Consider the following 25,671-nt stretch of genomic DNA (forward strand, 5'->3'; position numbering starts at 1 on the left):
CGGCGGCGGTGCGCGCCGTCACTGGTTCGACGTGATCGCGGCGATCATCGCCTTGATCTGCTGGGTCATCACGGTCATCCCGGTCTGGTAGTGCAGCGCGTTGTTCGCGAACTGCACGCGCTCGACGTCGAGATCGACCGTGTTGCCGTCGAGCGCCGGCTGCAGCGGCATCCGGTACTGCGCACGGCCGTAGTCGTCCGACGGGCCGCCCGTCGGGATCAGCTTCGCGGTGCCGGCCATGTGGCCCGCCGCCGTCGACACCATCGACATCCCGTTCGTCACGCCGGCCGGCTGCGCCATCGGCAGTTGCGCCGCGTTGCTCGGCGCGAGGCCGCCGCCCGCCTGCTTCAGCGAGCGCGCGAGCGTCGACGCGAAATCGACGTCGCGGGCCTGGTAGCCGGGCGTGTCGGAGTTCGCGATGTTCGACGACAGCAGTTCCTGCCGGTAGGCGCGCACGTCCAGCGCCTGTCGGCCGAACGCGAATTCCGCATCGAGTTTGTCCAGCATGTGTGCGTCTCTCCGTATGAAGCGCTGCACGCCCCTCGCGCCGGATGGCGACTCGAGAGGCTTTTTTCCATGACAGCGATGGTAGGCGCCGGACGCAACCGGCAATCGGGCGAATAACGCGGCAAAGGCCCCCTCTATTCATCGTTTGCGCGACCGCCCCGCTCCCTAGAATGCGAAGCGGAGCAACGGATCGGGGATACGGCGATGACTGGCAGCGCACTTCGCGGAAGGAACGGGCGGCTCACGCACGTCCGGCGTGCGCTTGCGCTCGCCGCGGCGCTGTGGATCGCCGCCCCGGCCGCGCACGCGGACGACGCGATGATCGTGATTCCGGGGCGCGGCGAGACGGCCGAAACCGCGCTCGCGCACGCCAATGCGGCGAGCGGCGGGCAGTTCGGCGGGAATGCGGCGACGGCGCCGGGTTCGGGCCTGGCGCCGGACACGGGTCGTGCCGCGAGCGGCGCGGGTGCAGGTGCCGCCGCCGGCGCGTCCGGCGCCGGCTACGCGGCGCAACCGGCTGGCACGATGGTCGTGACGACCGTCCCGGCGCCTGCGCCAGCCCCGGTGCCGCGCCCTGTCTACGCAGCCGCCCGCATGAACGCCGGAACCGGATATGGCGCGCCGCGCGCCGCCGATCCGAACGCGATCGCGACGGTCGTCGCCGGCACGGCCGAACCCGCATCGAATCCCGTACGGCCGGCCCCGCAGCCGGCCATGGCCGCGCGCCTGGCGGCGGCCCGCGCCGCGTCCGCCGCGCCGGCGCCGCGCGCCGTCCCGGTTTCCGCGAACCCGGCCCCGGTGGCCAATGTCGCCAACGCGGCCAATGCGGCCAATGCGGCCAATGCGGCGAATGCAGCCCAGCCCGCGACGCCGCCCGGCCAGCAGGATCCCGAGTCGATCCGCCGCACGGCCCTCGCGTTCCTGCAGCAGCAGGTCGCGGGCCTGCCCGGCAAGACCACCACGACGGTCACGACCGCGTTTCCGCGCGGGCTCGCCGCGTGCACGACGCTCGAGCCGTTCATGCCGACCGGCGCGCGCCTGTGGGGCCGCACGACGGTCGGCGTGCGCTGCGCGGGTGAGCGGCCGTGGACCGTCTACCTGCAGGCGAAAGTCACCGTGCAGGCCACCTACTACGTCGCCGCGCGCCAGATCGCGCCCGGCGAGCCGCTTTCCGCGGCCGACCTGGTCGCCCGCGACGGCGACCTGACCGTGCTGCCGCTCGCGGTGATCACCGATCCGGCGCAGGCGATCGGCGCGACCGCGCTAGCGCGCATCTCGGCCGGGCTGCCGCTGCGGCAGGACCTGCTGAAGAGCGCGGCGTCGGTGTCGGCCGGCCAGACGGTGCGGGTGGTCGCGGCCGGGCCCGGTTTCACGATTTCGGCCGAGGGCAGCGCGCTGGCGAATGCGGCGCCCGGCCAGTCGGTACGGGTGCGGATGGCGGCGGGCCAGATCGTCACGGCGATCGTCAAGGACGCCGGCACCGTGGAAATTCCGCTATAGGGACGGATCTCGCGGCAAGAATGTAAAGAATTGTTTATTCGGGGCATTTCGGGCTCGCGATGCTAAAGTTCGGGCCGACCCGGCCGTTATCTGGGTCAAACCGAACAGGAAACCCATCGTGAAGATCGATTCCACTCCGAACCCGAGCCCCCTGGCGCCGACCGGCAACGGCGCGACCCGTGCGCAATCCGGCACGGCCTCGTCTTCGTCCGCGCAGGCGGCCGATGCGGGGTCGACCGGCGGCGACCGGAGCGTGAACCTGTCGGGTCTGTCCGGCCAGTTGCGCTCGGTATCCGCGTCCGGCAACGGCGATATCGACACGGGCCTGGTCCAGTCGATCAAGGACGCGCTGAACAACGGCACGCTGACGATCGACGCGAACAAGATCGCCGACGGCGTATTGAATACCGCCCGAGAGCTGCTGCAGCAGCAGCGCCCGGGCAACTGAAGCGGGCCTCGCGAGGCCCGCCCCCCCCGGTTTGCCGGCGCTCCCCGCGCCGGCGCGACGAGCACGACGCGATGAGAGAAGAGCTGCTGGCCACGGTCAATGACGAACATGCGACGGTCGAGGCGTTCGCGTCCCTGCTCGCGTACGAGGAAAAGGCGCTGACGATGGCGCAGCCGCTCGAGATGCTGCCCGGGATCGTCGAGAAGAAAAGCGAGCTGATCGACCGGCTCGCGCAGCTCGAACGCACGCGCGACACGCAGCTTTCCGCACTCGGCTTTCCGGCCGGCAAGAAGGGCATGGACCAGGCCGCCGAGCGCGATGCCCGCCTCGCCGGCCGCTGGCAGTTGCTGCAGCAGTCCGCCGAACGCGCGCGCCAGGCCAACGCGAACAACGGGATGCTGATCCGGATCCGGATGGACTACAACGAGCGCGCGCTCGCGGTACTGCGCTCGGCGCCCGCACCGGCCGGCATCTACGGCGCCGACGGCCGCGTGTCGGCTCTCACGCGCTGAAGCACTGACTGATCGGCGGCAGCGCCGCCACCACCGTACTTTCCCCGCCGTTCGCGGCACGTCACGTTTCGACAGACCGGGCCCGAGCCCGGCACCCACGGTCCCTTCCGATACACGGTCGCGCAGCCGCGCGCCGTCCCGTCACAACAATCAGAAGAGGGCCGCATGCCAACTTTCCGCATTCCGTTTTCATCCCGCGTCGCCGCCGTGTCCGCTGTCGCCACGCTGGGCGCCGCCTTGACGCTCCCCGCCGCACAGGCCGCCGGCCCCGCGCCGCTGCCCACGCCGACGGGCGACATGTCGCTGTCGCCGGCCGGCCCCGACATCGTGCCGCCGGCCGCCTCGAGTCCGCCCGGCGCCACGCCGCGCGCGTCCCGCCGCGGCTCCGACACCTACACGTACCTGCGCTGCTGGTACCGGCTCGACGCGGACCCGCTGAAGCCGGCCGCGACCTACGAATGGGCGCGCAACCCGGCCGGCGGCGACTGGTATCGCGTGTCGGGCTACTGGTGGGCGGACGGCATCACGCAGTGGAAGAACATGTTCTACAGCACGACGCCGCAGGACACGCTCGCCGACGTGTGCCGCAAGACGCTGGCCGCGAAAGGCATCAAGACCGACCTCGTGCAGGCGGTCGCGGCGAACAACGCGCTGTCGTTCAATTACACGGTGTGGACCATCGACGCCGCGCAGCAGGACGCGCGCGTCAACAAGCTGATCGTGTTCGGCGACAGCCTGTCCGACACGCAGAACATGTTCAACGCGAGCCAGTGGAAGCTGCCGAACGGCACGAGCTGGAATGCGGGGCGCTTCAGCAACGGCCCGGTGTGGGCCGAATATCTCGCCAATACGCTGCGGCTGCCGTTCTACAACTGGGCAATCGGCGGCGCGGCGACCGACCAGCACCTCGTCGTGCCGGGCCTCGTGCAGCAGATCGACTCGTGGCGCGAATACATGGATCGCGCGCCGGACTACCGGCCCGCCAACACGCTGTTCGCGGTGTTCGCGGGCGGCAACGACCTGGTGAACTACGGGCGCTCGCCCGAGCAGGCGGCGAATGCGGTGCGCGACAGCCTCGAGCGGCTTGCCGCGGCCGGCGCGACGCGGATCATGCTCGTCACGCTGCCGGACGTGTCGCGCGCGCCGGTGTTCGCGACCCGCAGCGACACCGCGAGCGTCGCCGCGCAGGTGAAGGACTACAACCAGCGCCTCGCGGACGCGGCCGCCGCGCTGCGCGCCCGCTACGGCGCGACGCTGCGGCTCGAGGTATTCGACGCGTATGCGCTGTTCGACGACCTGCTGAGCCACCCGGCCCAGTACGGCTTCGACGATGCGAAGCGTTCATGCCTCGACATCCCGAAACCGTCGTCGCTCACCTACCTGAGCGCGCAGACGCCGCGTGCGGACTGCCGCGATCCGGCGCGCTTCGTGTTCTGGGACACGCTGCACCCGACCACGCGCACGCACGCGTGGCTCGCCGAGCGGATCGCGCCGTTCGTGCGGGCACGCCTGCTGAACTGAGCGGCGCGCCCGGCCGTGCCTACAGCAGCGGACACGCGGTGACCTGCGTGCCGCGCTCCACGCACAGCCGCTCGTAGTCGCGCAGGTACGCGCGCTCGTCGTCGTCCAGCAGGTCGAGATCGATCAGGTCCCAGTCGTAGCCGACCGTCACGATGTTCTCGAACGTGACGGTGTCCGGCTGCGCGTCGTCCCGGTGGATGATCACGATGTTCTCGATCCGCACGCCGCCCTTGCCCGGCACGTAGATGCCCGGCTCGACCGAGATCACCGCATTCGGCACGAGCCCGTACTGCGCGCCCGGCGCGAACCGCACGCCGCCCTCGTGCACGTGAATCCCGACGCCGTGCCCGGTGCCGTGGCCGAAGTCGTGGCCGTGGTCGCGGCACACCTGCCGCACGAGCGCATCGACGTCGCCGCCCTTCGCGGTGCTCGGGAAGCGTGCGACGAGCCCCTTGATGCAGGCCTTCAGCGCGACCGTGTAGATCTCGCGCTGCCACGGCTGCGCGACCGTTTCCGGCCGGATCCGGCGCAGCACCACACGGGTGCAGTCCGTCGCGAAGCCGGCTTCGTAGTACGCGCCGCTGTCGAGCAGCACGAGTTCGCCTTCCGTCAGTTCGACGTCGGCGCTCGCCGCCGTGTAATGCGCGAACGCGCTGTTCGCGCCGTTCGCCGCGATCGACGGAAACGTCAGCGCCACCGCCGAGCGTGCGCCGTACGCGTCGTTGATCGTGCGCGCCAGATCGTATTCGGTATGGCGCGCGCCCGGCTCGCCGGCCTTCGCCCAGCGCATCGTCTCGGCGATCGCCGCGGAGCTGCGCGCGAACGCGTCGCGGAACTGGTCGAGCACCGCCGGCGTCTTGCTGGCCCGCATCGCCTCGACCGGGTTGAAGTCGGCCTGCCGCGCGTGCGGCCACACCCGCTTCACCGCGTCGACGAGCGCGCAGTTCACCGATTCGAAGCCGTAGCACACGTGCTCGACGTCGAACTGCGCGAGAAAGCGTTCGAGCGCCGCGACATCGCGCCGGATCACGTGCAGCGCCGGATACGACGCGAGCGTGACCTCGCAGCGCTCGCAGCCTTCCGGCAGAAACAACGCCACCTGGCCGCCGACCGCGAACAGGAAGCCGAGGTGCGAAGACGCATTCGGAATGTGATAGCCGCGGCTGTTCAGCAGATAGGCGAGGTCGTCCGACGCGCAGGTAAAGAACGCGGTCTTGCCGTCCGGCGCGCCGGTATGCGCGGCGAGCTGGCGGTTCAGCGTGTCGAGGTTCTGCGCGACGCTCAGGCCGGTCGCCGATTCCGGCACTTCGAAGATCGGCCGCTCGACGACCCAGCCCGGCAGCGCGATCGCGCGATCGATCTCCCGGTCGACGAGGCTCGTCCAGTCGAGCGTCGCGGCCTGCGTCCGTTCGAACAGCCGATCGCGCTGCGCGACGCTGATCCGCCGCGCGTCGTAGCCGACCCGCGCAAGCCGGCTGCCGTGCGCGACCAGCCAGTCGGCCATTGCCTGCCAGATCGTCACGTTCATCCCGAGCTTCTCGATGCGCACGCGCGCCGGATCGCACTGCTGCTCGGCCTGCAGGTGATAGCGGCCATCGACGAACAGCACGAACGGGGGCAGATCGAGCGCCTGCGCGGTCGCCGCGCTCAGGAAGATCCCGCAGCCGGCCGAGCCGTCGAAACCCGACACCGCATAGCGCGGATTGTTGGCGAGCGGCAGGTACTCGGTCACGTATTCGTCCTGCGACGTGACCAGCACCGCGTCGAGCCGCGCCGCATCGAGCAGGCGCGACAGGCCCGCCTGCGTGTCGACGACGGATGCGTCGTACGGGGGGAGGCCGGAGAAGCTGTATTTCAGTCGATCGATCATCGGAAGCCCGTTATGCATTGTTGTCGGCGGCCGGCGGTGACGCGGCGGGGTGCAGGCCCGAGGCGGGCCTGAGCGGCACGGCGCCGCTGCAGGTGGACGTCCGGCCCGGCGCGGCACGGCGCCGGACCGCCGTGCCATTCCGGCAGCAGTCCTTGAAAAAATTTTCGTCCCACTTAACTTTTTTTGATACGCGCGACAGAATCTAGAGCACGCCGAAATTGAGGTCAAGCTAAAATTTTCGTAGGGCTAAAATCGGCGCGGCGCCTGCGCATCCCGGCACAACGCCACATGAATTCGCCCGGCGACACGGCGCGGTACAATGCGCCGGCATCGCCGTCCCGACGGCCGTGCTTCGTGCGAGGCGCGGAAATCACCGTCCGGCGACTGCACCGCCCGTCCGCTCGCCTCCCGACTCGTTGTCACGAAAGAGATTCATGGATTCAGACATCATGCGTATCGGCCAGCGCATTCGCCGCCTGCGCCGGGAAGCGAAGAAGACGCTGCTGGAAGTCGCGACCGAGGCGAAACTGTCGGTCGGGTTCCTGTCCCAGGTCGAGCGCCACCTCACGGGCATCTCGCTGTCGTCGCTCGTCAACGTCGCGAAGGCACTCGGCGTGCCGCTCGGCGCGCTGATCGACCAGCCGCGCCAGGCCCAGCCCGATTCGTACGAGGGCCGCCGCAAGCCGTACGCGCTCGACGCCAGGTCGCAGTGGTACGAACGCCTCTCCACCACGTTCGACGGCAGCCAGATCAATGCGCTCAAGGTGCAGATGATGGAAGGCTACCGCTCGGAATGGGTCGCGCACGGCGGCGACGAATTCGTGTACGTGCTGGCCGGCCGGATCTGCTACACGGTCGGCAAGAAGGATTACCCGCTGTCGCCCGGCGACTCGCTGCACTTCGACGCGCGCAAGCGGCATCGGGTCGCCAACGTGGGCGACGGGCCGGCCGAGGTGATCGCGGTCGGCACGCTGCCGCTGTTCGACGACCGTGGCGCCGGGTTCGTGTCGGCGACGATGGACGTCGGGAAAGCGGCGCCCGCCGCACGCGCGACGCCGGGCGAGCCGCGCGGGAGCCGCCGCGGGCCGGCGCCCAAGCGGGCGGAGCGCGAGCGCGACGCCGGCGCGGCGGGAAAGGACAAGAAGACCGCGGCCAAGCCGCGCGCATCGGCCGGCAAACGCCCGGCGGCCGCGAAGCCGGCGCGCAAGAAGAAGTCGTAACGGTTGCCGGGAAGCAGACGCAAGGCGCGCGCCCTTCCCGCCGGCCCTATTCGCCGGGCCTATTCGCCGATCTCGAGCGCCTGCGCGACGGCCTCGATCCGTGCGCGATGCACGGCGTCCTTGATCTTCTCCGTATCGTTGCCGATGCCGCGCGCGATTGCGCCGGCATCGACGCTGCGCGCGGCCGCGAGCGCAACGCGCAGCCGCTCGGCCTGCGGATACGGCTGCGCGTCGAGCCCGAGCCGCCCGCGCGCATCCGATTCGCACGCCTGCAGCATCTCGGCGAAACGCGCCGGCTTGCGCAGCGCGTCGCTGCGCTCGAACAGCCGCACCAGCGCGGCCGCGCCCATCTCCATCACGCGATGCAGGTTGCCGTGCTCGCGCGCGACGACCAGCGCGAGATCGCGGCATTCGTTCGGCACGCGCAGCCGCTCGCACAACGGCTTGAGCAGGTCGACGCTGCGCCCCTCGTGGCCGACGTGGCGCGGCAGCACGTCGGCGGGCGTCGTCGCCTTGCCGAGATCATGCGTGAGCGCCGCGAAGCGCACCGGCAGCGAATAACCCTGCTTCGCCGCATAGTCGACGACCATCATCACGTGCACACCCGTGTCGACTTCCGGGTGGTAGTCGGCGCGCTGCGGCACGCCCCACAACGCATCGACCTCGGGCAGGATGCGCGCGAGCGCGCCGCACTCGCGCAGCACCGCGAACATCCGCGACGGCTTCGCCTCCATCAGCCCGCGCGCGATTTCCTGCCACACGCGTTCGGGCACGAGCGCGTCGACCTCGCCCGCGTCGACCATCCGTCGCATCAGCGCGAGCGTTTCGTCCGCGACCGTGAAATCCGCGAACCGCGCGGCGAAGCGCGCGATGCGCAGGATCCGCACCGGATCCTCGACGAACGCGTCGCTCACGTGCCGGAACACGCGCGCGCGCAGGTCGGCCTGCCCGTCGAACGGATCGATCACCGGCCCGACCAGGTCGCCCTCCGGGCTCACCTCGCGCGCCATCGCGTTGATCGTCAGGTCGCGCCGCGCGAGATCCTCGTCGAGCGTCACGTCCGGCGCGTAATGGAACTGGAAGCCGTGATAGCCGGCCGCCGTCTTGCGCTCGGTGCGCGCGAGCGCGTACTCCTCCTGCGTGCGCGGATGCAGGAATACCGGGAAATCCTTGCCGACCGGCCGGAACCCCTGCGCGGCCATCTGCTCGGGGGTCGCGCCCACCACCACGTAGTCGCGGTCCTGCACGGGCACGCCGAGCAGTTCGTCGCGGATGGCGCCGCCTACTGCGTAGATGTTCATGGCTGCGGCTCGTATTCGGCGATCACGTTCGTTTCGCGGCGCGCGGCATCGATCCAGCGCTGCACGGCCGGCAGCGCCGTCACGCGCGCCGCATAGCCGGCCGCTTCCGGCGACAGGCCCGGCGCGTACGTGTTGAAGCGCATCACGACGGGCGCGTACATCGCATCGGCAATGCCGAATTCGCCGAACAGGAACGGGCCGCCCGACGCCTCGAGACACGCGCTCCACAGCGCATCGATGCGCGCGACATCGGCGAGCGCGTCGGGCGTCGCGCCGCGCCCCGGCATCGACGCGCGCACGTTCATGCCCATCTGCGTGCGCAACGCCGCGAAGCCCGAATGCATCTCGGCCGCGACGCAGCGCGCATGCGCGCGCTCGAGCGGATCGGCCGGCCACATCGGAAACTGCGGATAGCGTTCGGCGAGCGTCTCGGCGATCGCGAGCGAATCCCAGATCGCGACGCCGTGGTCGTCGATCAGGCACGGCACCTTGCCGGACGGCGAATACTCGCGGATGCGCGCGGCCGTGTCATCGTGGCGCAGCTCGATCGCGATCTCGTCGAACGGGATGCCGAAATGCGCGAGCAGCAGCCACGGGCGCATCGACCACGACGAGTAGTTCTTGTCTCCAATGACGAGTTTCATGACGGTGTTCCGGAAAACGAGAAGGGGAAAAGGAGGACGCTGCCGGCCTAGCGGCGCGAGCGGAACCAGTCGAACCGGGAGCGCTGCGCGGCCTGGCCGAGATACGCGGGCGCGATGCTTTCGAGACTCGCGGGCGAGATCCCGAGCTCCGGCGCGAGCGGCCCCGACAGCACGTTCGGCACCGACATCGTCGCGAGATTGTCGCGCGTGAGCACCGGCTCGCCGGGCAGGCATTCGAACACGCTCGCCTGCAGCCGCGCGAGCGCGTCGGGCAGCCGCACGATGCGTGCCTGGCGGCCGACCAGCGTGCCGCAATAGCGCACCAGCTGCTCGAGCGTATAGACGGTCGGGCCGCCGAGTTCGTAGGTCTTGCCGTGTGCGGCCGCGAGATCGAGCGTGTTGACGAACGCGCGCACGACATCGCCGACGAACACCGGCTGGAAGCGCGCGTCGGGCATCGCGAGCGGCAGCACGGGCACCGAGCGCTGCAGGTTCGCGAAGGTGTTGAGGAACGCATCGCCGGGGCCGAACACGACCGACGGGCGGAAGATCGTCAGCGCGAGCGAATCGGTCGCCGCGATCGCATGCAGCGCGGCCTCGCCATCGCCCTTCGAGCGCTGGTACATGCTCGGGCCGTGCGAATCGGCGCCGAGCGCGCTCATGTGCAGCACGCGCTGCACGCCCACCTCGGTGCAGGCGGTCGCGAGCGCGGCCGGCAGCGCGACGTGCGCGCGCTCGAAGCCGGGCCCGTACGGCGTGCCGCGGCCGCCGTGCAGCACGCCGACCAGGTTGATCGCCGCGTGCGCACCGGCGACGAAGCGCGCGAGCGTGCGCGTGTCGAGCGCGTCGAATTCGACGATTTCGACCGGCAGCATCTGCAGGTGGCGCGCGTGGTCGCGCCGGCGCGTGCCGATCCTTACCTGCTTGCCGGATTCGATCAGCGCATTGACGAGCCGGCTGCCGATGAAGCCGGTGCCGCCCAGCAGCGCAACGGTCTGGCGATCCATGTCGTGAGCCTCAAAAGAACACTGCCGCGTCTCGCGCGGCAGTGTGAAGATTGCGTATCAGGGCGAGATCATGCCTAGACGTTTCTTCAACGACTGCGGTTTGCCCTCGAAGAGCGCCGCGTAATAGACGGTGTTCGACAGCACGTTCTTCACGTAGTCGCGCGTCTCGTTGAACGGAATCGTTTCTGCGAAGATCGCGCCTTCGATCGGCTGCGTCAACACCTGGCGCCACTGGCGCGGCCGGCCCGGGCCCGCGTTGTAGCCGGCCGTGGCGAGCACCGGCGAGCTGTCGAAGTTGTTGTAGATGTCCGCCAGATACCAGGTGCCGAGCTGGATGTTGGTATCGATGTCGTGCATCTGTGCGCGCGAGATCGTGCCCATGCCGAGCTTCTTCGCGACCATCTGCGCGGTGGCCGGCATCAGCTGCATCAGACCGCCCGCGCCCACCGACGAACGTGCGCTGATGATGAAGCGCGATTCCTGGCGGATCAGCCCGTACGCCCATTCGATGTCGAGGCCCGTCGATTGCGCATAGCGCTCGACGATGTTGCGGTACGGCGACGGGTAGCGCAGCGTGAAGTCGTGCTCGGCCTTCGTGCGGTCGGCCGTGTTGACCGTGCGGTCGAGCAGCTCGACGCGCTTGCCGTATTCGGCCGCGGCCAGCAGCTGGCGATCGGTCATCCCGCGCAGCGGCCAGTTCCATTCGCGGTTGCCTTCGAGGCGCAGGTTCAGCGCGTAGAAACGCTGGGCAAGCGCGAAGCCCGGAATCTTGCTCATCGCGTCGATCTCGGCGTCGCTCACCTTCGTGCGCGGCGGGATCGTCGTGCGCTGGCCGAGCTCTTCGCCGGCGAGCTGCCCGTAGAAGTTGAACTGGCCCGCGACCTGCTCGAATTCCTGGTTCGCCTGCAGCGTGTCGCCGCTTTGCTTGAGCGCGCGCGCATGCCAGTAGATCCAGGCCGGATCGTTGCGCAGCGACGGCGGCATCTGCTCGATCGACCAGCGCACCATCGGCCAGTTGCCGGCGAGCAGCGCGGCGCGCGTGCGCCATTCGTAGCCCGGGTTCGACAGCGGCGCATTCGTCGATTTCGCGTACCAGACCGACGCGAGCGGCGAGCGCTTGATCGCGCCCTGGTAGCCGATCGCGCCCCACGCGATCGCCTGCTCCTGCTTGGTCAGCGACGGCGCGACCGTGGTCAGCATCCCGGCTGCCGCGTCCGGATCGTTGCGCGCCATGCGGCTGAGCGCGATCAGTGCGAGCTGGTGCGAGGTTGCATCGGGGCCGACGCCGCGCGCGAGGTACAGCGGCGGCGCGCTCGTCGCCTGGTCGAAGCCGACCGGGCGCGGGCCGAGCGCATCGACGATCTTGCCGCCGAGCGTCGTGTAATTCTGCTCGTACGCGAGGCGCGCCTGCTGCCACACGTCGTCGCTCGTGAACTGCTGGTTGACCGTGAGCGCGGTGATCAGGTCGACGCACGCGTCGCCGTAGTTCTTCGGCTCGACGAGCAGCGCACGCGCCGCTTCGGCGACGTTCTCGCCGCGCGCCGCGCGCGATTCGAGCGCATAGCACTTGACCTGCGTGTCGTCGTCGAGCACGAAGCGCTTGTATTGCTCGTCGAAGTTGCGCCAGTCGTGGCGCGCGCCGAGCACGAGCAGGTAGTCGTTGCGCAGGCGGTCGGCGATCGCCTGGCCGTCGTAGCGCTGCAGGAACGACTGCACGGGCGCGTCCGGCGCGTCCACGCGCGCGCGGCCCGTCGAATCGAACAGCTGCGGCTTGATCTGGAAATACTCGACGTAGGACGGCACCGGATAGTTCGGGATCATCGACGCGAGCTGCGCGGCTTTCGCGGCGTCGTTGCGACGCGCGGCTTCACGAAGCTGCACGAAGGTCTGGTCGTCCCCGGCGACCGTATCGTCGTTCGGTGCGGCGCACGCAGCCGTACCGGCGACGAGCGCGGCGGCCGAAAGTGTGAGCGCGACCGCGCGATATACTCGGAAAAGGCTGTTCGACATCGTTTTGAATGGAGCACGAAGTGAGCGAAAGCATAGCACGCAACCCTGTGCCGAACCCGAAGGTTGCGCTACGCAAAACGCTGTCCGGCGCGCGTCGCGACGCCGCGTCGCAACCCGCCGCGAACGCCGCGCTCGACGCGCGGCTGCGCACGCTGCTCGACCGGCTCGCGCCGCGCACGGTCGGGTTCTACTGGCCGCTGCCGGGTGAGTTCGATGCGCGCGAGGCCGTGCTCGCGTGGTGCGCGGCCGGCGCCGGCAGGCGGGCTGCACTGCCCGTGATCGACGAACGGCACACGCCGCTCGAGTTCCATGCGTGGGACGCGCACACGCCGATGCGCGAAGGTCATCACCGGATTCCGGAACCGGCGTCGGGAATCGTCGTCGTGCCCGACCTGTTGCTGATTCCCTGTGTGGGATTCGATCTGCAGCGCTACCGGCTCGGCTACGGCGGCGGCTACTACGACCGCACGCTCGCCGCGTGGCCGGGCAGCGCGCTGCCCGTGACGGTCGGCATCGCATACGAAGCGTGCCGCGTCGATGCGCTGCCGGCCGAAGCGCACGATCTCGCGCTGCACTGGATCGTGACCGACGGCGCGCTGTACCCGGCCGCCTGATGAGGCGGCGGGCGGTGCCGCATCCGGCGTCGCACGCCCGTCAGCGCACCGCCGCGCGCCAGCCGCGGCGCAACCGTTTACAGCGACGCCGCCGCGCGCGCGGCCGTGTCGTACAGGCCCGATGCGTTGCGCAGCAACTGCGCCGCGTCGCCGATCTGCTCGTTGGTGAGCCCGCTGTCCTTCAGCGTCTCGATCAGGCAGTGCTCGCGCACCTCGCGGTACTTCAGGCACAGGTCGCGGCCCGCGTCGGTCGCGAAGAAGAACACTTCCTTGCCGTTCTTCTCGCTCTTCACATAGCCGCGGGCGATCAGTTTTTTCAGCGCATAGGTCGCGACGTGCGTATCCTCGATATTGAGCACGAAGCAGATGTCGGCGAGCTTCTTCTTGCGTTCGCGATGGCTGACGTGATGCAGCAGCGACACCTCGACCGCCGTCATGTCCTTCGCGCCGGCCGCCGACATGCAGCGCACCATCCACCGATTGAAAGCATTGCCTGCCATGATGAGGCCGTATTCGAGCTCCGACAGCTCCGCGCTCGAATCGGAAACGAGGTGTTCGGATGACACGATCTTGGTCGCAGGACGCTTCATGGAAAGGCGGAGCAAGCCGGATGACAGGGTGTGCCGAGTGTACGCCAGAAGCCCCGACATACGGGCTAGGCGAAAACGCTTATTGGGAAGTTGTCGATATTTTATTGACAATGTGCGCTAACATTGCCGTCCGAACCGTGCCAGTCCGATGACGCAACCCCGCTTTTATCCGCTCGGCGATGCCGCCCTCGTCTGCGAGGTGCCGCCGCCCGCCACGCTCGATTGCCAGCGCCGCGTCTGGGCCGTTGCCGAGGCCGTGCGCGCGTGGCCCGACGTGATCGACGTCGTGCCCGGCATGAACAACCTGACGATCGTATTCGACGCGCTCGCCACGACGGCCGAGTCGCTCACGCCCGCGCTGCGCGACGCGTGGGAGACGGCCGACGTCGAGCACGCGGACGGCCGCGAGGTCGAGATCCCGGTCGAATACGGCGGCGCCGCCGGCCCCGATCTGCCGGCCGTCGCCGCGCATACCGGCCTGTCGGCCGACGAAGTCGTCGCGCGCCACGCGGCCGGCGCCTACGTCGTGTTCTTCGTCGGCTTCCAGCCGGGCTTCGCGTATCTCGGCGGGCTCGACGCCGCGCTGCACATGCCGCGCCGCGCGGCGCCGCGCCTCGAGGTGCCGGCCGGCTCGGTCGGCATCGGCGGCGCGCAGACGGGCATCTACCCGGCCACGTCGCCCGGCGGCTGGCAACTGATCGGCCGTACGTCGCACGTGCTGTTCGACCCGGCGCGGCCGCAGCCGACGCTGCTGCTGCCCGGCGACCGCGTGCGCTTCACCATTGCCGGAGTCGACGCACGATGACCCAGAGCACCGTACCGGGCACCATCGAAGTGGTGCGGGCCGGCCCGCTGTCCACCGTGCAGGATCTCGGGCGCCGCGGCGCGCGCCATCTCGGCGTCGCGCAGGGCGGCGCGCTCGACGGCCTCGCGCTCGAAGTCGGCAACCGGCTGGTCGGCAACCGCCCCGATGCGGCGGCCGTCGAGATCACGATCGGCCCGGCCGCTTTCCGCTTCACGCGCGCGACCCGCATCGCGATCACCGGCACCGAGTTCGGTGCGACGCTCGACGGCCAGCGCGTATATTCATGGTGGAGCCTGCCGGTCGAGGCCGGGCAGACGCTCGTGCTGCCCGCCGCGAAACGCGGGATGCGCGGCTACCTGTGCATCGCCGGCGGCATCGACGTGCTGCCGATGCTCGGCTCGCGCAGCACCGATCTCGCGTCGCGCTTCGGCGGCCTCGGCGGCCGCGCGCTGCGCGACGGCGATCGCCTTCCGGTCGGCGTGCTTCCGGCCGGGATGGGTTGCCTCGCGGCCGACGCGCCCGAATTCGGCGTCAAGGCGCCGGCGTGGTGCGCGTTCGTGCGCGTCGACGAGCCGCCGCGCCGTCACCGCCCCGCGCATGCGCCGTGGGCGATGCCGGTGCGCGTGCTGCCGGGCCCCGACTACGCGTCGTTCGCCGCCGATTCGCAGCAGGCGTTCTGGGATGAGGAATGGCTGGTCACGGCGAACAGCAACCGCATGGGCTACCGGCTGGCCGGTGTCGAACTCGTGCGCGAGCGGCCGGCCGAGCTGCTGTCGCACGCGGTGCTGCCCGGCACGATCCAGGTGCCGCCGAACGGCCAGCCGATCGTGCTGATGCACGACGCGCAGACCACCGGCGGCTACCCGAAGATCGGCACGGTGATCCGTGCGGACCTGTGGAAACTCGCGCAGGCGCGGCTCAACCTGCCGATCCGCTTCGTGCGCACGACACCCGACGCCGCGCGCGCCGCGCTGGCCGCGGAACGTGCGTATCTGCGGCAGATCGACGTGGCGATCGACCTGCGCGAGGAAGCGCGCCGCCGCGCCGAGTCGCGTGCGGCGTGACAATGGCGGTAGCGGTACCGAAGGCAGTCGTCGTAGAGAAAACGGGCCACGCAATCAGTGGACGAGGAACATCATGCAAATCGATCTGAATGCCGATCTCGGCGAAGGATGCGGTTCGGACGAGGCGCTGCTCGACCTCGTGACGTCCGCGAACATCGCATGCGGGTGGCATGCGGGCGGTGCGAACGCGATGCGCGACTGCGTACGCTGGGCCGTGCAGAAAGGCGTGGCGATCGGCGCGCACCCGAGCTTTCACGATCCGGAGAATTTCGGCCGCAAGGAAATGCAGCTGCCGGCCAGCGACATCTACGCGGGCGTGCTGTACCAGCTCGGCGCGCTGTCGGCGATCGCGCAGGCCGAGGGCGGGCGCATCGCGCACGTGAAACCGCACGGCGCGCTGTACAACCAGGCCGCGCGCGACCCGCTGATCGCCGATGCGGTGGTGTCCGCGATCCGCGATTTCGACCCGTCGCTCGCGGTGTTCGGGCTCGCGAACAGCGTGTTCGTCGCGGCCGCGCGGCACGCGGGGCTCGCTGCGGTGGAGGAAGTGTTCGCCGATCGGGGCTATCGCGCCGATGGCTCGCTCGTGCCGCGCAACCAGCCCGGCGCGCTGATCGACGACGAGGACACGATGATCGCGCGCACGCTGGACATGGTGCGCAGCCGGCAGGTGCGGGCGATCGGCGGCGAATGGGTGATGCTCAATGCGCAGACCGTCTGCCTGCACGGCGACGGGCCGCACGCGCTGGTCTTCGCGAAACGGATTCGCGCCGCGCTCGAGGCGGTGGGTGTCGACGTGGTCGCGCCCGGCATGCTGCAGGCCGACGAACGCGCCTGATCCGGCCGATCGCGCCGGCGGACGCACGATCCGTCGCACCAAAGAAAAAAGCGCCCTCGTGGCGCTTTTCCGTTGGCACAATCGCTGCGGCTTCGCCGTCTGTCGATTCGCCCCCCGAAACCGTCTTGCGACGGTGACCGGAAAACTATTCCGGATTAAAAAACGTCCGCCGCCGCCCGATTACTGCCTTTCCCCGGTGGGACGACGGAACGTCGCTTATCCCGCAAGTCGGCCTGCATGCCTGGTTGTTGTCCGACGATGATTGGCCCCGCCGTACATGCAGACACTTCCGCGGCCGGCACGTGCACCACGTGCCGGCAACGCGCTAACCCCGCGCTTTATTTTCTGCTACCCCGTAGAACTTTTTCTATTCTTTTCATTTTTTCAACTTGTGGATCGAAGAATAGATATTGGCAGATCGGGATGTCAATCGTTTGAAACGCTATTTTCTGATGATTCGAGGGTTTTCCTTATCGAATCGCGTGCCCAACCAGGCGTTTGAGCCGCTCGCGCGGCGTCGATCAAACAGGGGAGGATCGGTTCGGGCGCGGTGACGGCGATCAGTTCGCGTCGACGCTGTAACCTTGTTGACGCAACAATTCGAGTACGCCGCGTGGGCCGCCCAAGTGCAGCGCGCCGATTGCGACGAACAGCGGCCGGTTCGGGGCGGCGATTGCCGTCATCCGTGCAACGAAGCGCCGGTTGCGCTCGTACACGATCTTGTTGTCGATCGCGTCCGACAACGCCTTCGAACGCGCGAGCCGTTCGCTCTTCGCAACCGCCCATGCCGAGATCGCGTCGGCGTCGCCAATTCGCCACAGTCGGTGCAGCGCCTTGATGTCGTCGGCGTTCTGCGCGGGCGTCTGCACCATGTCCTGCGCGAGCATCTCGCGCTGCTCGGCGAGCGTCAGCCCGGTGAACGCGCGCATCTGTTCGGCGAGCGTCTCGAGCCCGATCACGCGGCCGCCCTTCTTCTTCAGGAACACGTTCTGCAGCTGCGCCTCGGTGCCGTATTCCGTCTGCAGGCCGGCCGACAGCGAATCGTAGGTCTCGACGACGAGCGCCGCGAGCCACGGCCGCATCTTGCGGATCTCGACGAGCGCCGCCGGGTTGCCGCGCAGGCGCGCCGCGAGCCGCTGCCACAGCGGCTCGGGCAGCAGGCGCTGCAGGCACGGGTAGCGGCAGACGCCGTACTTCGACACGTCGTCCTGCGATTCGAGCAGATCGTCGGGCGACAGTTCGAGCGCCAGGGTGGGCGACGCGGCGAGCGCCGCGAGGATGCGCGGCCGGAACGGCTGCGCGCTCGGGTAGTCGGACGGGTCGCCGGTGTGCAGCGTGCCGAGCACGTAGAGCGTGACCTTGCCCTTGGTTGCGACGTAGAACGGCATGCGGGCGGGCTGCACGCGCACGGAGCCGCTTGAAACCGTGCCGTTCGACACGGCAGGCGCGTGGAAGCCCGGCAGGCTCATGCCGGGCGGCGGGACTTGCGACGGATGGATCGGTGAAGTGGCCGGCGCGCGCCCTTCGGCGCGCGCGGATTCGACGGGAACCACGAGGCTGGCCGCCACGCACGCGCCGGCCAGCGCCGCGCCCGTGACGGTACGCACGCTCCAGCGCCGCGCGTAGCGGTACGCGCGCATCACGCGCGCGCTGCTTGCCCCCGCACGGCGCACGCCGGACGCGCGCGCCGCCAACACCTCAGGCATTCTCCTCCCCGACTTCCTCGGCCCGATGGCAGGCCACGCGCCGGCCGTCGACCTCGCGCAGCTGCGGCTCCTCCACCCGGCAGCGCTCGACCGCATACGGGCAGCGCTGATGGAACGCGCAGCCCGACGGCGGATTGAGCGGCGACGGCAGTTCGCCCTGCAGCTTGATCTGCACGCGGCGGTCTTCCTCGAAGATCGCCGGCGTCGCCGACATCAGCGCGCGCGTGTACGGATGGCGCGGCCGTGCGTAGATCGTCGCCTTGTCGCCCAGCTCCGCGACGCTGCCGAAGTACATCACCATCACGTCGTCCGCGACGTGCTCGACCACCGACAGGTTGTGCGAGATGAACACGTAGCTCGTCTTGAACTGCTCCTGCAGATCCATGAACAGGTTCAGGATCTGCGCCTGGATCGACACGTCGAGCGCGGACACCGGCTCGTCGGCCACGACGATGCGCGGATCGAGGATCATCGCGCGCGCGATCGCGACCCGCTGGCGCTGGCCGCCCGAGAACATGTGCGGATAACGCTTCGCGTGCTCGGGCCGCAAGCCGACCGTGCGCATGATCTGCGCGATGCGCTGCGCGCGTTCGGCGGCGGTCAGGTTCGCGTTGATCTCGAGCGGCTCGGAAAGCGTCTGCTCGACGGTCTTGCGCGGATTCAGCGACGCGAACGGGTTCTGGAACACCATCTGCACGCGGCGGCGCAGGTCGGCAACCGTCTCGCGGCTGGCGCCGGCCACGTTCTTGCCGTCGATCGTCAGGCTGCCCGAGGTGGGCGTCTCGATCATCGTCAGCTGGCGGGCGAGCGTCGACTTCCCGCAGCCCGATTCGCCGACAACGGCGAGCGTCTTGCCGCGCTTCAGCGAGAACGACACGCCGTTCAGTGCCTTCACCGTGCCCTGCCCGAACATCCCGCGCTTCACCGAATAGTGTTTCGCGAGGCCGTCGGCCACCAGCACGGCTTCCTCGTCGTGCGACACGCGAGGCGTTTGATTGACTGCATTCATCGTGCACCTCCCGTCAGGTCGAGGTTGGAAACGTTGAGCGGCTTGATGCAGCGTGCGCGCATCGCATCGTTGGCCGGCACCAGCGTGTCGAGCGCCGGCCGCGCCTTGCGGCAATCGTCGACGACGTACTTGCAGCGCGGCGCGAACAGGCACCCGGACGGGCGATCATCGCGGCCCGGCACCATGCCGGGCAATGCGGCAAGGCGACGCGCCCCCTGATTGTGCTCGGGAATCGCCGCGAGCAGCGCTTCGGTGTACGGATGATGCGGCGCGCGGAAGATGTCGGGCACGCGGTTGGTCTCGATCACCTCGCCCGCGTACATCACCGCCACGCGCTGCGCGACTTCCGACACCACGGCCAGGTCGTGCGAGATCAGCACGAGCGCCATCCCGCGCTCCTTCTGCAGCTTCACGAGCAGGTCCATGATCTGCGCCTGGATCGTCACGTCGAGCGCGGTGGTCGGCTCGTCGGCGATCAGCAGCTTCGGGTTGCACGCCACCGCCATCGCGATCATCACGCGCTGGTTCATCCCGCCCGACATCTGGTGCGGGAACGACGCGATGCGGTTCTTCGCATCGGGAATGCCGACCTGGTCGAGCAGCTCGAGCGCGCGCCGGTGCAGCGCGTCGCCGCGCAAGCCCTCGTGCAGCTTCAGCACTTCCTTGATCTGGTAGCCGACCGTATAGCTCGGGTTCAGGCTCGTCAGCGCGTCCTGGAACACCATCGCGATGTCCTTGCCGACGATCTTGCGGCGCGCCTTCGGCGACGCCTTCAGCAGGTCGACGCCGTTGAACGTGACTTCGTCCGCCGTCACCTTGCCCGGCGCGTCGATCAGGCCCATCAGCGCCATCATCGTCACGCTCTTGCCCGAGCCCGATTCGCCGACGACGCCCACCACCTCGCCCGGCGCGATCGACAGGTTGATCCGGTCGACCGCGGGCAGGCCGTTGAAATTCACCGCGAGATTGCGGATGGTCAGGAGATTCTGGGTCATGTCGTCCTCCGCCGGGCCGCCCCAAGGAGGATGACCGCCCCCTCGGGGGGCAGCGAACGAAGAGAGTGTGGGGGTTGTTTCATCTCAGGCCATCCGTTTCAGTTTGGGATCGAGCGCGTCGCGCAGCCCGTCACCGAGCAGGTTGATCGCGAGCACCGAAATCAGGATCGACAGGCCCGGCATCGTCACGATCCACCACGCATTGTCGATGTAGTCGCGCGCGGAGGCCAGCATCGCGCCCCATTCGGCGGTCGGCGGTTGCACGCCGAGGCCGAGGAAGCCGAGCGCGGCCGCGTCGAGGATCGCCGACGAGAAGCCGAGCGTCGCCTGGACGATCAGCGGCGCCGTGCAGTTCGGCAGCACCTGCGAGAACATCAGGCGCAGCGTGCCGGCACCGGCCACGCGCGACGCCGTCACGTACTCCTTCTGCAGCTCGCCGAGCGCCGATGCGCGCGTGAGGCGCACGTAGGCCGGCAGCGCGACGATCGCGATCGCGAACATCGTGTTGGTGAGGCCCGGGCCGATGATCGCGACGACCGCGACCGCGAGCAGCAGCGACGGCAGCGCGAGCAGCACGTCCATGATGCGCATCACGGGCGTGTCGGCCCACTTCTGGAAGAACGCGGCGACGAGCCCGAGCACGATGCCGGGGATCAGCGCGAGCACGACCGACACGAAGCCGATCCAGAACGACATCCGCGCGCCGTACATCAGGCGCGAAAGAATGTCGCGGCCCGCTTCGTCGGTGCCGAGGATGAATTTCCAGTTGCCGCCTTCAAGCCATGCGGGCGGGATCTTCACGAAGTCGCGGTATTGCTCGACCGGGCTGTGCGGCGCGAGCAGCGGCGCGAGCAGCGCGACCAGGATCAGCACGATCACGACGATGCCGGCGCCGACGGCGCCCCGGTTGCGCGAGAAGTTGGCCCAGAACTCGCGCAGCGCGAGCGCACGGCCGCCGGCCGGCGCGGATTCGGTCGGCAGGGTGTTTTGCAGATTGCTCATGGGATTACCTCGTGTGGCGGATGCGCGGATTCAGCACGCCGTACAGCAGGTCGACGACCAGGTTCACGACGATCACGAGCGTCGCGATCAGCAGGATGCCGCCCTGGACGACCGGATAGTCGCGGCGGCCGATCGCATCGATCAGCCACTTGCCGACACCGGGCCACGAAAAGAGCGTCTCGGTCAGCACGGCGCCCGCAAGCAGCGTGCCGATCTGCAGGCCGATCACGGTGACGACCGGGATCAGCGCATTGCGCAGCGCATGCACGACGACCACGCGCGCGGGCGACAGCCCCTTCGCGCGGGCGGTGCGGATGTAATCCTCGCGCAGCACTTCGAGCATCGACGAGCGCGTCATCCGCGCGATCACCGCGAGCGGGATCGTGCCGAGCACGATCGCGGGCAGGATCAGGTGGCTGACCGCCGACTTGAACGCGCCTTCATCCGGCGCGAGCAGCGCGTCGATCAGCATGAAGCCCGTCGGGTGCGGGAAATCGTATTCGACGGCGATGCGCCCCGACACGGGCGTCCAGCCGAGATATGACGAAAACACCATGATGAGGATCAGCCCCCACCAGAAGATCGGCATCGAATAGCCGGTGAGCGCGGTGCCCATCACGCCATGGTCGACGACCGAGCCGCGCCGCAATGCGGCGATCACGCCGGCCGGCAGCCCGACCGCGAGCGCGAACACGAGCGCGCACAGCGACAGCTCGACGGTCGCCGGGAAGCGCGCGAAGAACTCACCCGCGACGCTCGTGTTGGTGATGATCGACGTGCCGAGGTCGCCATGCAGCGCCCGGCCGATGTAGTGGATGTACTGCATGGGCAGCGGCTGGTCGAGCCCGAGGCGTTTCATCGCCTCCGCATGCATCGCGGGATCGACGCCGCGCTCGCCCATCATCACTTCGATGGGGTCGCCCGGTATCAGGTGAATCAGCGCAAACGCCAGGATGGTGATGCCGATGAAAGTCGGGATCACCATCCCCACGCGGCGCAACACGAATGTGAACATGATGCGTCTCGTATTTTCTTGTGGGAAATGTGCGACCGGCGACGGGAAGCTTTTGGCCTCCCGCCGCCGGATGAATTAGCCGGTCTCGGTCTTCGTAGACAGCTTACGCCGGGCGCGTTACTTCACGCTCACACCGTCGAAGCGGGCATAGCCGAGCGGCTCGATACGCATGTCGACCACGGTCTTGCGCACCGGCTGGTAGACCGTCGAGTTCGCGATCGGCGAGAACGGCAGCTGTTGCGCGAAGATCTGCTGAGCCTGCATGTAGAGCTTGGTCCGCGCGTCCTGGCCCGTCGTCGTGCGGCCCTTCTGGACCAGCTCGTCGAACGGCTTGTAGCACCAGTGCGAGAAGTTGTTGCCCTTGATCGCTTCGCAGCCGAGCAGCGTGCCGAGCCAGTTGTCCGGATCGCCGTTGTCGCCCGTCCAGCCGATCAGCATCGTGTCCTGCTCACCCGAGTGCGCGCGCTTGATGTACTCGCCCCACTCGTACGTGACGATCTTCGCCTTCACGCCGATCTTCGCCCAGTCGGCCTGGATCATCTCGGCCATCAGACGGGCGTTCGGGTTGTACGCGCGCTGCACCGGCATCGCCCACAGCGTGATCTCGAAACCGTTGGGGAAGCCGGCCTTCGCGAGCAGCGCCTTCGCCTTCGCGGTGTCGTTCGGCGCCATCTTCAGGTTCTTGTCGTACGACCATTGGGTCGGCGGCATCGGCGCGTTGGCGGCCTGGCCTGCGCCCTGATAGACGGACTCGAGGATCGCCTTCTTGTTGATCGCCATGTCGAGCGCCTGACGCACCTCGAGCTTGTCGACCGGCTTGTGCTCGACGTTGTACGCGAGATAGCCGAGGTTGAAGCCTGCCTGCGACGGCATGTCGACGTTCGAATCGGCCTTCAGCGTCGCGATGTCGGCCGGACGCGGATAGCTCATCACCTGGCATTCGTTGCGCTTGATCTTCTGCACGCGCACGCCCGGATCCGGCGTGATCGAGAAGATCAGCTTCGAGATCTTCACTTCGCCCTTCTTCCAGTAATCAGGATTGCCGTCGAATCGGATCGTCGCGTCCTTCGTGTAGCTGCGGAAGATGAACGGGCCCGTACCGACCGGCTTCTGGTTGATGTCGGCGGCCTTGCCTGCCTTCATCAGCTGGTCGCCGTATTCGGCCGATAGGATCGACGCGAATTCCATCGCCATGTTCTGGATGAACGGCGCATTCGGTTCGGCGAGCGTGAACTTCACGGTGTACGGATCGACCTTCTCGACCTTCGTGATCAGCTTGTCGAGGCCCATGTCGGTGAAGTACGGGAACGACACCGGGTACGCCTTGCGGAACGCCTGGTTCGGGTCGAGCATGCGCTGGAACGAGAACAGCACGTCGTCCGCGTTGAATTCACGCGTCGGCTTGAAGAAGTCGGTCGTGTGGAACTTCACGCCGTGGCGCAGATGGAACGTGTACACCTTGCCGTCCGGCGACACGTCCCACTTCTCGGCGAGGCCCGGCTCGACCTTCGTGCCGCCGCGCTCGAATTCGACGAGGCGGTTGTAGACGGTGAACGTGGCGGCGGTGAAATCGACGCCGGTCGTAAATTGCGCGGAATCGAAACCCGCCGGGCTGCCTTCTGAGCAGTAGACGAGCGTCTTGTTCGGGATCTGTGCGAATGCAGAGCCCGCGACGCCGAGCGATGCCGCTGCCACGCCTGCAATGGCGGTAACACGCAGGGTGTGCAACAGACGGTTGTATTCCATGTTTCCTCCAGGTCTCCAGATCGGAACCGGCCCGCCAGGGGCCGGCGTACGCGGATATTACTTGAGCTAACGATGTGGCAACAAGCTGGAGAAAAAACTCTTCTAGATGTCCCGCCGGGTTTTTGCCGATGTTTAGTGGGAGTAAAAAATGCGACAACGCGCGCGAGCGCCCATTTCGTTCATTTCGCGCAAGTTTCGTTCGACGACTAAACAATTCGGGCGCGAACACGAAGGATCGACCCACCGCTTTCCCGTGTTCTGCAGCACATCATTGCGTTTTGCGAAACGATCCGGTGATCGTCGTCAAATCGTCATGTCGTCACGCCGGCGCGTCGAGGTCGGCGCTGCGCGCGGGCACGAACGCGACCGCGACGATCGACAGCGCGATCCCGGCCATCACGTAGAAGGTCGGCGCGAGCGGCGTACCCGTGACCTTGATCAGCCACGTGACGATGAACTGCCCGAAGCCGCCGAACAGCATCACCGCGACGTTGTACGCGATCGACAGCCCGGTCGAGCGCACGTTGGCCGGGAACAGCTCGGCGATCATCGCGCCGAACGGCCCGTAGTAGCCCGCGAGCGTGACCGACAGCACGGCCTGCACCGCGATCAGCCGCGCGATGCTCGGCGCCGCGTCGAGCCACGCGAACAGCGGATACATCAGCGCGAGCGTCAGCACGAGCGACCACAGCGACAGCCCCTTGCGGCCGATGCGGTCCGACCATGCACCGGCGATCGGCGACAGCACCATCAGCAGCAGGTTGCCGACGATCACCGCGTAGAACGATTCCGCGTACGGCAGCTTCAGCTGCTTCACCGCGAAGGTCGGCAGATAGCTGATCAGCACGTAGATCGTCACCGTCAGCGCGATCACCGAGCCGAGCCCGCACAGCACCTCGCGCGGGTAGCGCGTGAACACTTCGCCGAGCGTCACGCGGCGCGCGCTTTGCTGCGCATGCAGGAACGCCTCGGAATCGGCGAGATGGCGGCGGATGTAGAAACCGATCGGGCCGATCACGAGCCCGAGGATGAACGGCACGCGCCAGCCCCAGCTGCGCAGCGCCTCGTGCGACAGGCCGCGCGTGACGGCCGCGCCGACGAGCGCGCCGATCAGCAGCGCGGCCGCCTGGCTCGCCATCTGCCAGCTGCCGTAGAAGCCGCGTTTCGAGAACGGCGCGGCCTCGATCAGCAGCGCCGTCGCGCTGCCGAATTCGCCGCCCGCGGAGAAGCCCTGCAGCAGACGGCCGAGCACGATCAGGAGCGGGCCCCCGATGCCGATCGCCGCATACGGCGGCGCGACCGCGAGCAGGAAGATGCCGGCCGTCATCAGGAGGATCACGAGCGACAGCGCGGCCTTGCGGTCCGCGCGATCCGCGTACAGCCCGAACACGATGCCGCCGATCGGACGCATGAAGAACGCGACGCCGAACGTCGCGGTGGTCAGCAGCAGCGACGAGTATTCGCTGGAGGTCGGGAAGAACAGCTCGGCGATCACGACCGTCATGAAGCCGAACACCGTGAAGTCATACCACTCGAGCGCATTGCCGATCACGGCGGCCGCGACCGCACGCCGGTTCAGTGCACGCTCGGGCCGGCTCGTTTTCGTTGAATTCGCAATCGTCGCCATGCGTGCCTCGTCCTCGTCGGTTCGCCGTGTCGGGCTGCGCGGCGCGTGGAGTGCCCGCGGCGCGCCGGTGTGCAGCGAGTGTAGAAAGCGACGGAACCGTTTTCAAGCAATAAAAAACGC

The 25,671-nt window shown here is 68.5% G+C and carries 23 protein-coding genes; 9 read left to right on the forward strand and 14 right to left on the reverse strand.

Annotation, left to right across the window (positions count from 1 at the left end):
- Nucleotides 1-18: 18 nt before the first annotated feature.
- Nucleotides 19-507: a flagellar basal body rod protein FlgB gene (gene flgB, locus LGM89_RS14400; RefSeq protein WP_039369170.1), complete on the reverse strand. Its 489-nt coding sequence runs from the start codon at nt 505-507 to the stop codon at nt 19-21.
- A 204-nt stretch (nt 508-711) separates the two neighbouring features.
- Between flgB and flgA the strand changes: the two genes are divergently transcribed.
- From flgA to LGM89_RS14420, 4 genes are all read left to right on the forward strand, one after another.
- Nucleotides 712-2,007, forward strand: a complete 1,296-nt coding sequence (gene flgA / locus LGM89_RS14405; RefSeq protein WP_226273281.1) for a flagellar basal body P-ring formation chaperone FlgA — start codon at nt 712-714, stop codon at nt 2,005-2,007.
- Nucleotides 2,008-2,125: 118 nt separating this feature from the next.
- Nucleotides 2,126-2,455, forward strand: coding sequence for a flagellar biosynthesis anti-sigma factor FlgM (flgM, locus tag LGM89_RS14410; protein ID WP_089426519.1), 330 nt, complete (start codon nt 2,126-2,128; stop codon nt 2,453-2,455).
- A 71-nt stretch (nt 2,456-2,526) separates the two neighbouring features.
- Complete coding sequence (locus LGM89_RS14415) at nt 2,527-2,967, forward strand: flagella synthesis protein FlgN (RefSeq protein WP_089431819.1); 441 nt, start codon at nt 2,527-2,529, stop codon at nt 2,965-2,967.
- 165 nt (nt 2,968-3,132) lie between these two features.
- Nucleotides 3,133-4,488 carry an SGNH/GDSL hydrolase family protein gene (locus tag LGM89_RS14420; RefSeq protein ID WP_226273282.1) on the forward strand — a complete coding sequence of 452 codons (1,356 nt, stop codon included), beginning with the start codon at nt 3,133-3,135 and terminating at the stop codon, nt 4,486-4,488.
- Nucleotides 4,489-4,507: 19 nt separating this feature from the next.
- Here LGM89_RS14420 and LGM89_RS14425 read toward each other — a convergent pair whose 3' ends face one another.
- The gene (locus LGM89_RS14425; RefSeq protein ID WP_226273283.1) at nt 4,508-6,358 is read right to left on the reverse strand and encodes a M24 family metallopeptidase; all 1,851 of its coding nucleotides are present in this window, start codon (nt 6,356-6,358) and stop codon (nt 4,508-4,510) included.
- Between the two features lie 434 nt (nt 6,359-6,792).
- Here LGM89_RS14425 and LGM89_RS14430 point away from each other — a divergent pair, with 434 nt between their 5' ends.
- Nucleotides 6,793-7,578, forward strand: a complete 786-nt coding sequence (locus LGM89_RS14430) for a helix-turn-helix domain-containing protein (protein WP_089495799.1) — start codon at nt 6,793-6,795, stop codon at nt 7,576-7,578.
- Nucleotides 7,579-7,637: 59 nt separating this feature from the next.
- On the opposite strand, the gene LGM89_RS14435 is transcribed toward LGM89_RS14430, so the two are convergent.
- Genes LGM89_RS14435 through LGM89_RS14450 form a run of 4 tightly spaced genes read right to left on the reverse strand, consistent with a single transcriptional unit; the run spans nt 7,638 to nt 12,540 of the window.
- Entirely contained in the window at nt 7,638-8,879 is a 1,242-nt protein-coding gene (locus LGM89_RS14435; protein ID WP_089495800.1) for a multifunctional CCA addition/repair protein, read from the reverse strand.
- Nucleotides 8,876-9,523: a glutathione S-transferase family protein gene (locus LGM89_RS14440; RefSeq protein WP_089441217.1), complete on the reverse strand. Its 648-nt coding sequence runs from the start codon at nt 9,521-9,523 to the stop codon at nt 8,876-8,878. The genes LGM89_RS14435 and LGM89_RS14440 overlap by 4 nt, the downstream gene beginning before the upstream one ends.
- A 47-nt stretch (nt 9,524-9,570) precedes the next feature.
- Nucleotides 9,571-10,530 (reverse strand): complex I NDUFA9 subunit family protein, encoded by a 960-nt coding sequence (locus LGM89_RS14445; protein ID WP_226273284.1) that lies wholly within the window; start codon nt 10,528-10,530, stop codon nt 9,571-9,573.
- Nucleotides 10,531-10,587: 57 nt separating this feature from the next.
- Entirely contained in the window at nt 10,588-12,540 is a 1,953-nt protein-coding gene (locus LGM89_RS14450) for a lytic transglycosylase domain-containing protein (RefSeq protein WP_089495802.1), read from the reverse strand.
- 8 nt (nt 12,541-12,548) lie between these two features.
- On the opposite strand from LGM89_RS14450, the gene LGM89_RS14455 reads away from it, so the two are divergent.
- A complete protein-coding gene (locus LGM89_RS14455; RefSeq protein WP_089495803.1) occupies nt 12,549-13,154 on the forward strand; it encodes a 5-formyltetrahydrofolate cyclo-ligase in 606 nt (201 codons plus the stop codon).
- A 77-nt stretch (nt 13,155-13,231) separates the two neighbouring features.
- On the opposite strand, the gene LGM89_RS14460 is transcribed toward LGM89_RS14455, so the two are convergent.
- A complete protein-coding gene (locus LGM89_RS14460) occupies nt 13,232-13,744 on the reverse strand; it encodes a winged helix DNA-binding protein (protein WP_027788908.1) in 513 nt (170 codons plus the stop codon).
- A 148-nt stretch (nt 13,745-13,892) separates the two neighbouring features.
- Between LGM89_RS14460 and pxpB the strand changes: the two genes are divergently transcribed.
- The 3 genes from pxpB to pxpA all read left to right on the forward strand — a co-directional run bounded on the left by pxpB (nt 13,893) and on the right by pxpA (nt 16,451).
- Nucleotides 13,893-14,549 (forward strand): 5-oxoprolinase subunit PxpB, encoded by a 657-nt coding sequence (gene pxpB / locus LGM89_RS14465; RefSeq protein ID WP_089495804.1) that lies wholly within the window; start codon nt 13,893-13,895, stop codon nt 14,547-14,549.
- The gene (locus LGM89_RS14470; RefSeq protein WP_089495805.1) at nt 14,546-15,613 is read left to right on the forward strand and encodes a biotin-dependent carboxyltransferase family protein; all 1,068 of its coding nucleotides are present in this window, start codon (nt 14,546-14,548) and stop codon (nt 15,611-15,613) included. Before pxpB ends, LGM89_RS14470 begins: the two co-directional genes overlap by 4 nt.
- 73 nt (nt 15,614-15,686) lie before the next feature.
- Nucleotides 15,687-16,451 carry a 5-oxoprolinase subunit PxpA gene (pxpA, locus tag LGM89_RS14475; protein ID WP_089495806.1) on the forward strand — a complete coding sequence of 255 codons (765 nt, stop codon included), beginning with the start codon at nt 15,687-15,689 and terminating at the stop codon, nt 16,449-16,451.
- A 560-nt stretch (nt 16,452-17,011) separates the two neighbouring features.
- Here the strand turns inward: pxpA and LGM89_RS14480 are convergent.
- The 7 genes from LGM89_RS14480 to LGM89_RS14510 form a co-directional block, all read right to left on the reverse strand.
- Nucleotides 17,012-18,157, reverse strand: coding sequence for a TraB/GumN family protein (locus LGM89_RS14480; RefSeq protein WP_089495807.1), 1,146 nt, complete (start codon nt 18,155-18,157; stop codon nt 17,012-17,014).
- Nucleotides 18,150-19,166, reverse strand: coding sequence for a peptide ABC transporter ATP-binding protein (locus LGM89_RS14485; RefSeq protein ID WP_039354810.1), 1,017 nt, complete (start codon nt 19,164-19,166; stop codon nt 18,150-18,152). The genes LGM89_RS14480 and LGM89_RS14485 overlap by 8 nt, the downstream gene beginning before the upstream one ends.
- Nucleotides 19,163-20,161, reverse strand: coding sequence for an ABC transporter ATP-binding protein (locus LGM89_RS14490; RefSeq protein ID WP_124582063.1), 999 nt, complete (start codon nt 20,159-20,161; stop codon nt 19,163-19,165). The genes LGM89_RS14485 and LGM89_RS14490 overlap by 4 nt, the downstream gene beginning before the upstream one ends.
- A gap of 84 nt (nt 20,162-20,245) precedes the next feature.
- On the reverse strand, nt 20,246-21,163 hold the full coding sequence (locus LGM89_RS14495; RefSeq protein WP_089441227.1) for an ABC transporter permease subunit: 918 nt from the start codon (nt 21,161-21,163) through the stop codon (nt 20,246-20,248).
- 4 nt (nt 21,164-21,167) lie between these two features.
- Entirely contained in the window at nt 21,168-22,178 is a 1,011-nt protein-coding gene (locus LGM89_RS14500) for an ABC transporter permease subunit (RefSeq protein WP_089461761.1), read from the reverse strand.
- A gap of 117 nt (nt 22,179-22,295) precedes the next feature.
- The gene (locus LGM89_RS14505; RefSeq protein ID WP_089495808.1) at nt 22,296-23,924 is read right to left on the reverse strand and encodes an ABC transporter substrate-binding protein; all 1,629 of its coding nucleotides are present in this window, start codon (nt 23,922-23,924) and stop codon (nt 22,296-22,298) included.
- 319 nt (nt 23,925-24,243) lie between these two features.
- Complete coding sequence (locus tag LGM89_RS14510) at nt 24,244-25,551, reverse strand: MFS transporter (protein ID WP_226273285.1); 1,308 nt, start codon at nt 25,549-25,551, stop codon at nt 24,244-24,246.
- Between the last annotated feature and the right edge of the window lie 120 nt (nt 25,552-25,671).

The organism is Burkholderia sp. AU31624 (assembly GCF_020420065.1).
Lineage (GTDB): Bacteria > Pseudomonadota > Gammaproteobacteria > Burkholderiales > Burkholderiaceae > Burkholderia.

Excerpts from the sequence above, each read along its gene's own strand:
- flgB (WP_039369170.1), bottom strand. The coding sequence starts at position 507 with ATGCTGGACAAACTCGATGCGGAATTCGCGTTCGGCCGACAGGCGCTG.
- flgA (WP_226273281.1), top strand. The coding sequence starts at position 712 with ATGACTGGCAGCGCACTTCGCGGAAGGAACGGGCGGCTCACGCACGTC.
- LGM89_RS14415 (WP_089431819.1), top strand. The coding sequence starts at position 2,527 with ATGAGAGAAGAGCTGCTGGCCACGGTCAATGACGAACATGCGACGGTC.
- LGM89_RS14420 (WP_226273282.1), top strand. The coding sequence starts at position 3,133 with ATGCCAACTTTCCGCATTCCGTTTTCATCCCGCGTCGCCGCCGTGTCC.
- LGM89_RS14425 (WP_226273283.1), bottom strand. The coding sequence starts at position 6,358 with ATGATCGATCGACTGAAATACAGCTTCTCCGGCCTCCCCCCGTACGAC.
- LGM89_RS14430 (WP_089495799.1), top strand. The coding sequence starts at position 6,793 with ATGGATTCAGACATCATGCGTATCGGCCAGCGCATTCGCCGCCTGCGC.
- LGM89_RS14435 (WP_089495800.1), bottom strand. The coding sequence starts at position 8,879 with ATGAACATCTACGCAGTAGGCGGCGCCATCCGCGACGAACTGCTCGGC.
- LGM89_RS14440 (WP_089441217.1), bottom strand. The coding sequence starts at position 9,523 with ATGAAACTCGTCATTGGAGACAAGAACTACTCGTCGTGGTCGATGCGC.
- LGM89_RS14445 (WP_226273284.1), bottom strand. The coding sequence starts at position 10,530 with ATGGATCGCCAGACCGTTGCGCTGCTGGGCGGCACCGGCTTCATCGGC.
- LGM89_RS14450 (WP_089495802.1), bottom strand. The coding sequence starts at position 12,540 with ATGTCGAACAGCCTTTTCCGAGTATATCGCGCGGTCGCGCTCACACTT.
- LGM89_RS14455 (WP_089495803.1), top strand. The coding sequence starts at position 12,549 with ATGGAGCACGAAGTGAGCGAAAGCATAGCACGCAACCCTGTGCCGAAC.
- LGM89_RS14460 (WP_027788908.1), bottom strand. The coding sequence starts at position 13,744 with ATGAAGCGTCCTGCGACCAAGATCGTGTCATCCGAACACCTCGTTTCC.
- pxpB (WP_089495804.1), top strand. The coding sequence starts at position 13,893 with ATGACGCAACCCCGCTTTTATCCGCTCGGCGATGCCGCCCTCGTCTGC.
- LGM89_RS14470 (WP_089495805.1), top strand. The coding sequence starts at position 14,546 with ATGACCCAGAGCACCGTACCGGGCACCATCGAAGTGGTGCGGGCCGGC.
- pxpA (WP_089495806.1), top strand. The coding sequence starts at position 15,687 with ATGCAAATCGATCTGAATGCCGATCTCGGCGAAGGATGCGGTTCGGAC.
- LGM89_RS14480 (WP_089495807.1), bottom strand. The coding sequence starts at position 18,157 with ATGCCTGAGGTGTTGGCGGCGCGCGCGTCCGGCGTGCGCCGTGCGGGG.
- LGM89_RS14485 (WP_039354810.1), bottom strand. The coding sequence starts at position 19,166 with ATGAATGCAGTCAATCAAACGCCTCGCGTGTCGCACGACGAGGAAGCC.
- LGM89_RS14490 (WP_124582063.1), bottom strand. The coding sequence starts at position 20,161 with ATGACCCAGAATCTCCTGACCATCCGCAATCTCGCGGTGAATTTCAAC.
- LGM89_RS14495 (WP_089441227.1), bottom strand. The coding sequence starts at position 21,163 with ATGAGCAATCTGCAAAACACCCTGCCGACCGAATCCGCGCCGGCCGGC.
- LGM89_RS14500 (WP_089461761.1), bottom strand. The coding sequence starts at position 22,178 with ATGTTCACATTCGTGTTGCGCCGCGTGGGGATGGTGATCCCGACTTTC.
- LGM89_RS14505 (WP_089495808.1), bottom strand. The coding sequence starts at position 23,924 with ATGGAATACAACCGTCTGTTGCACACCCTGCGTGTTACCGCCATTGCA.
- LGM89_RS14510 (WP_226273285.1), bottom strand. The coding sequence starts at position 25,551 with ATGGCGACGATTGCGAATTCAACGAAAACGAGCCGGCCCGAGCGTGCA.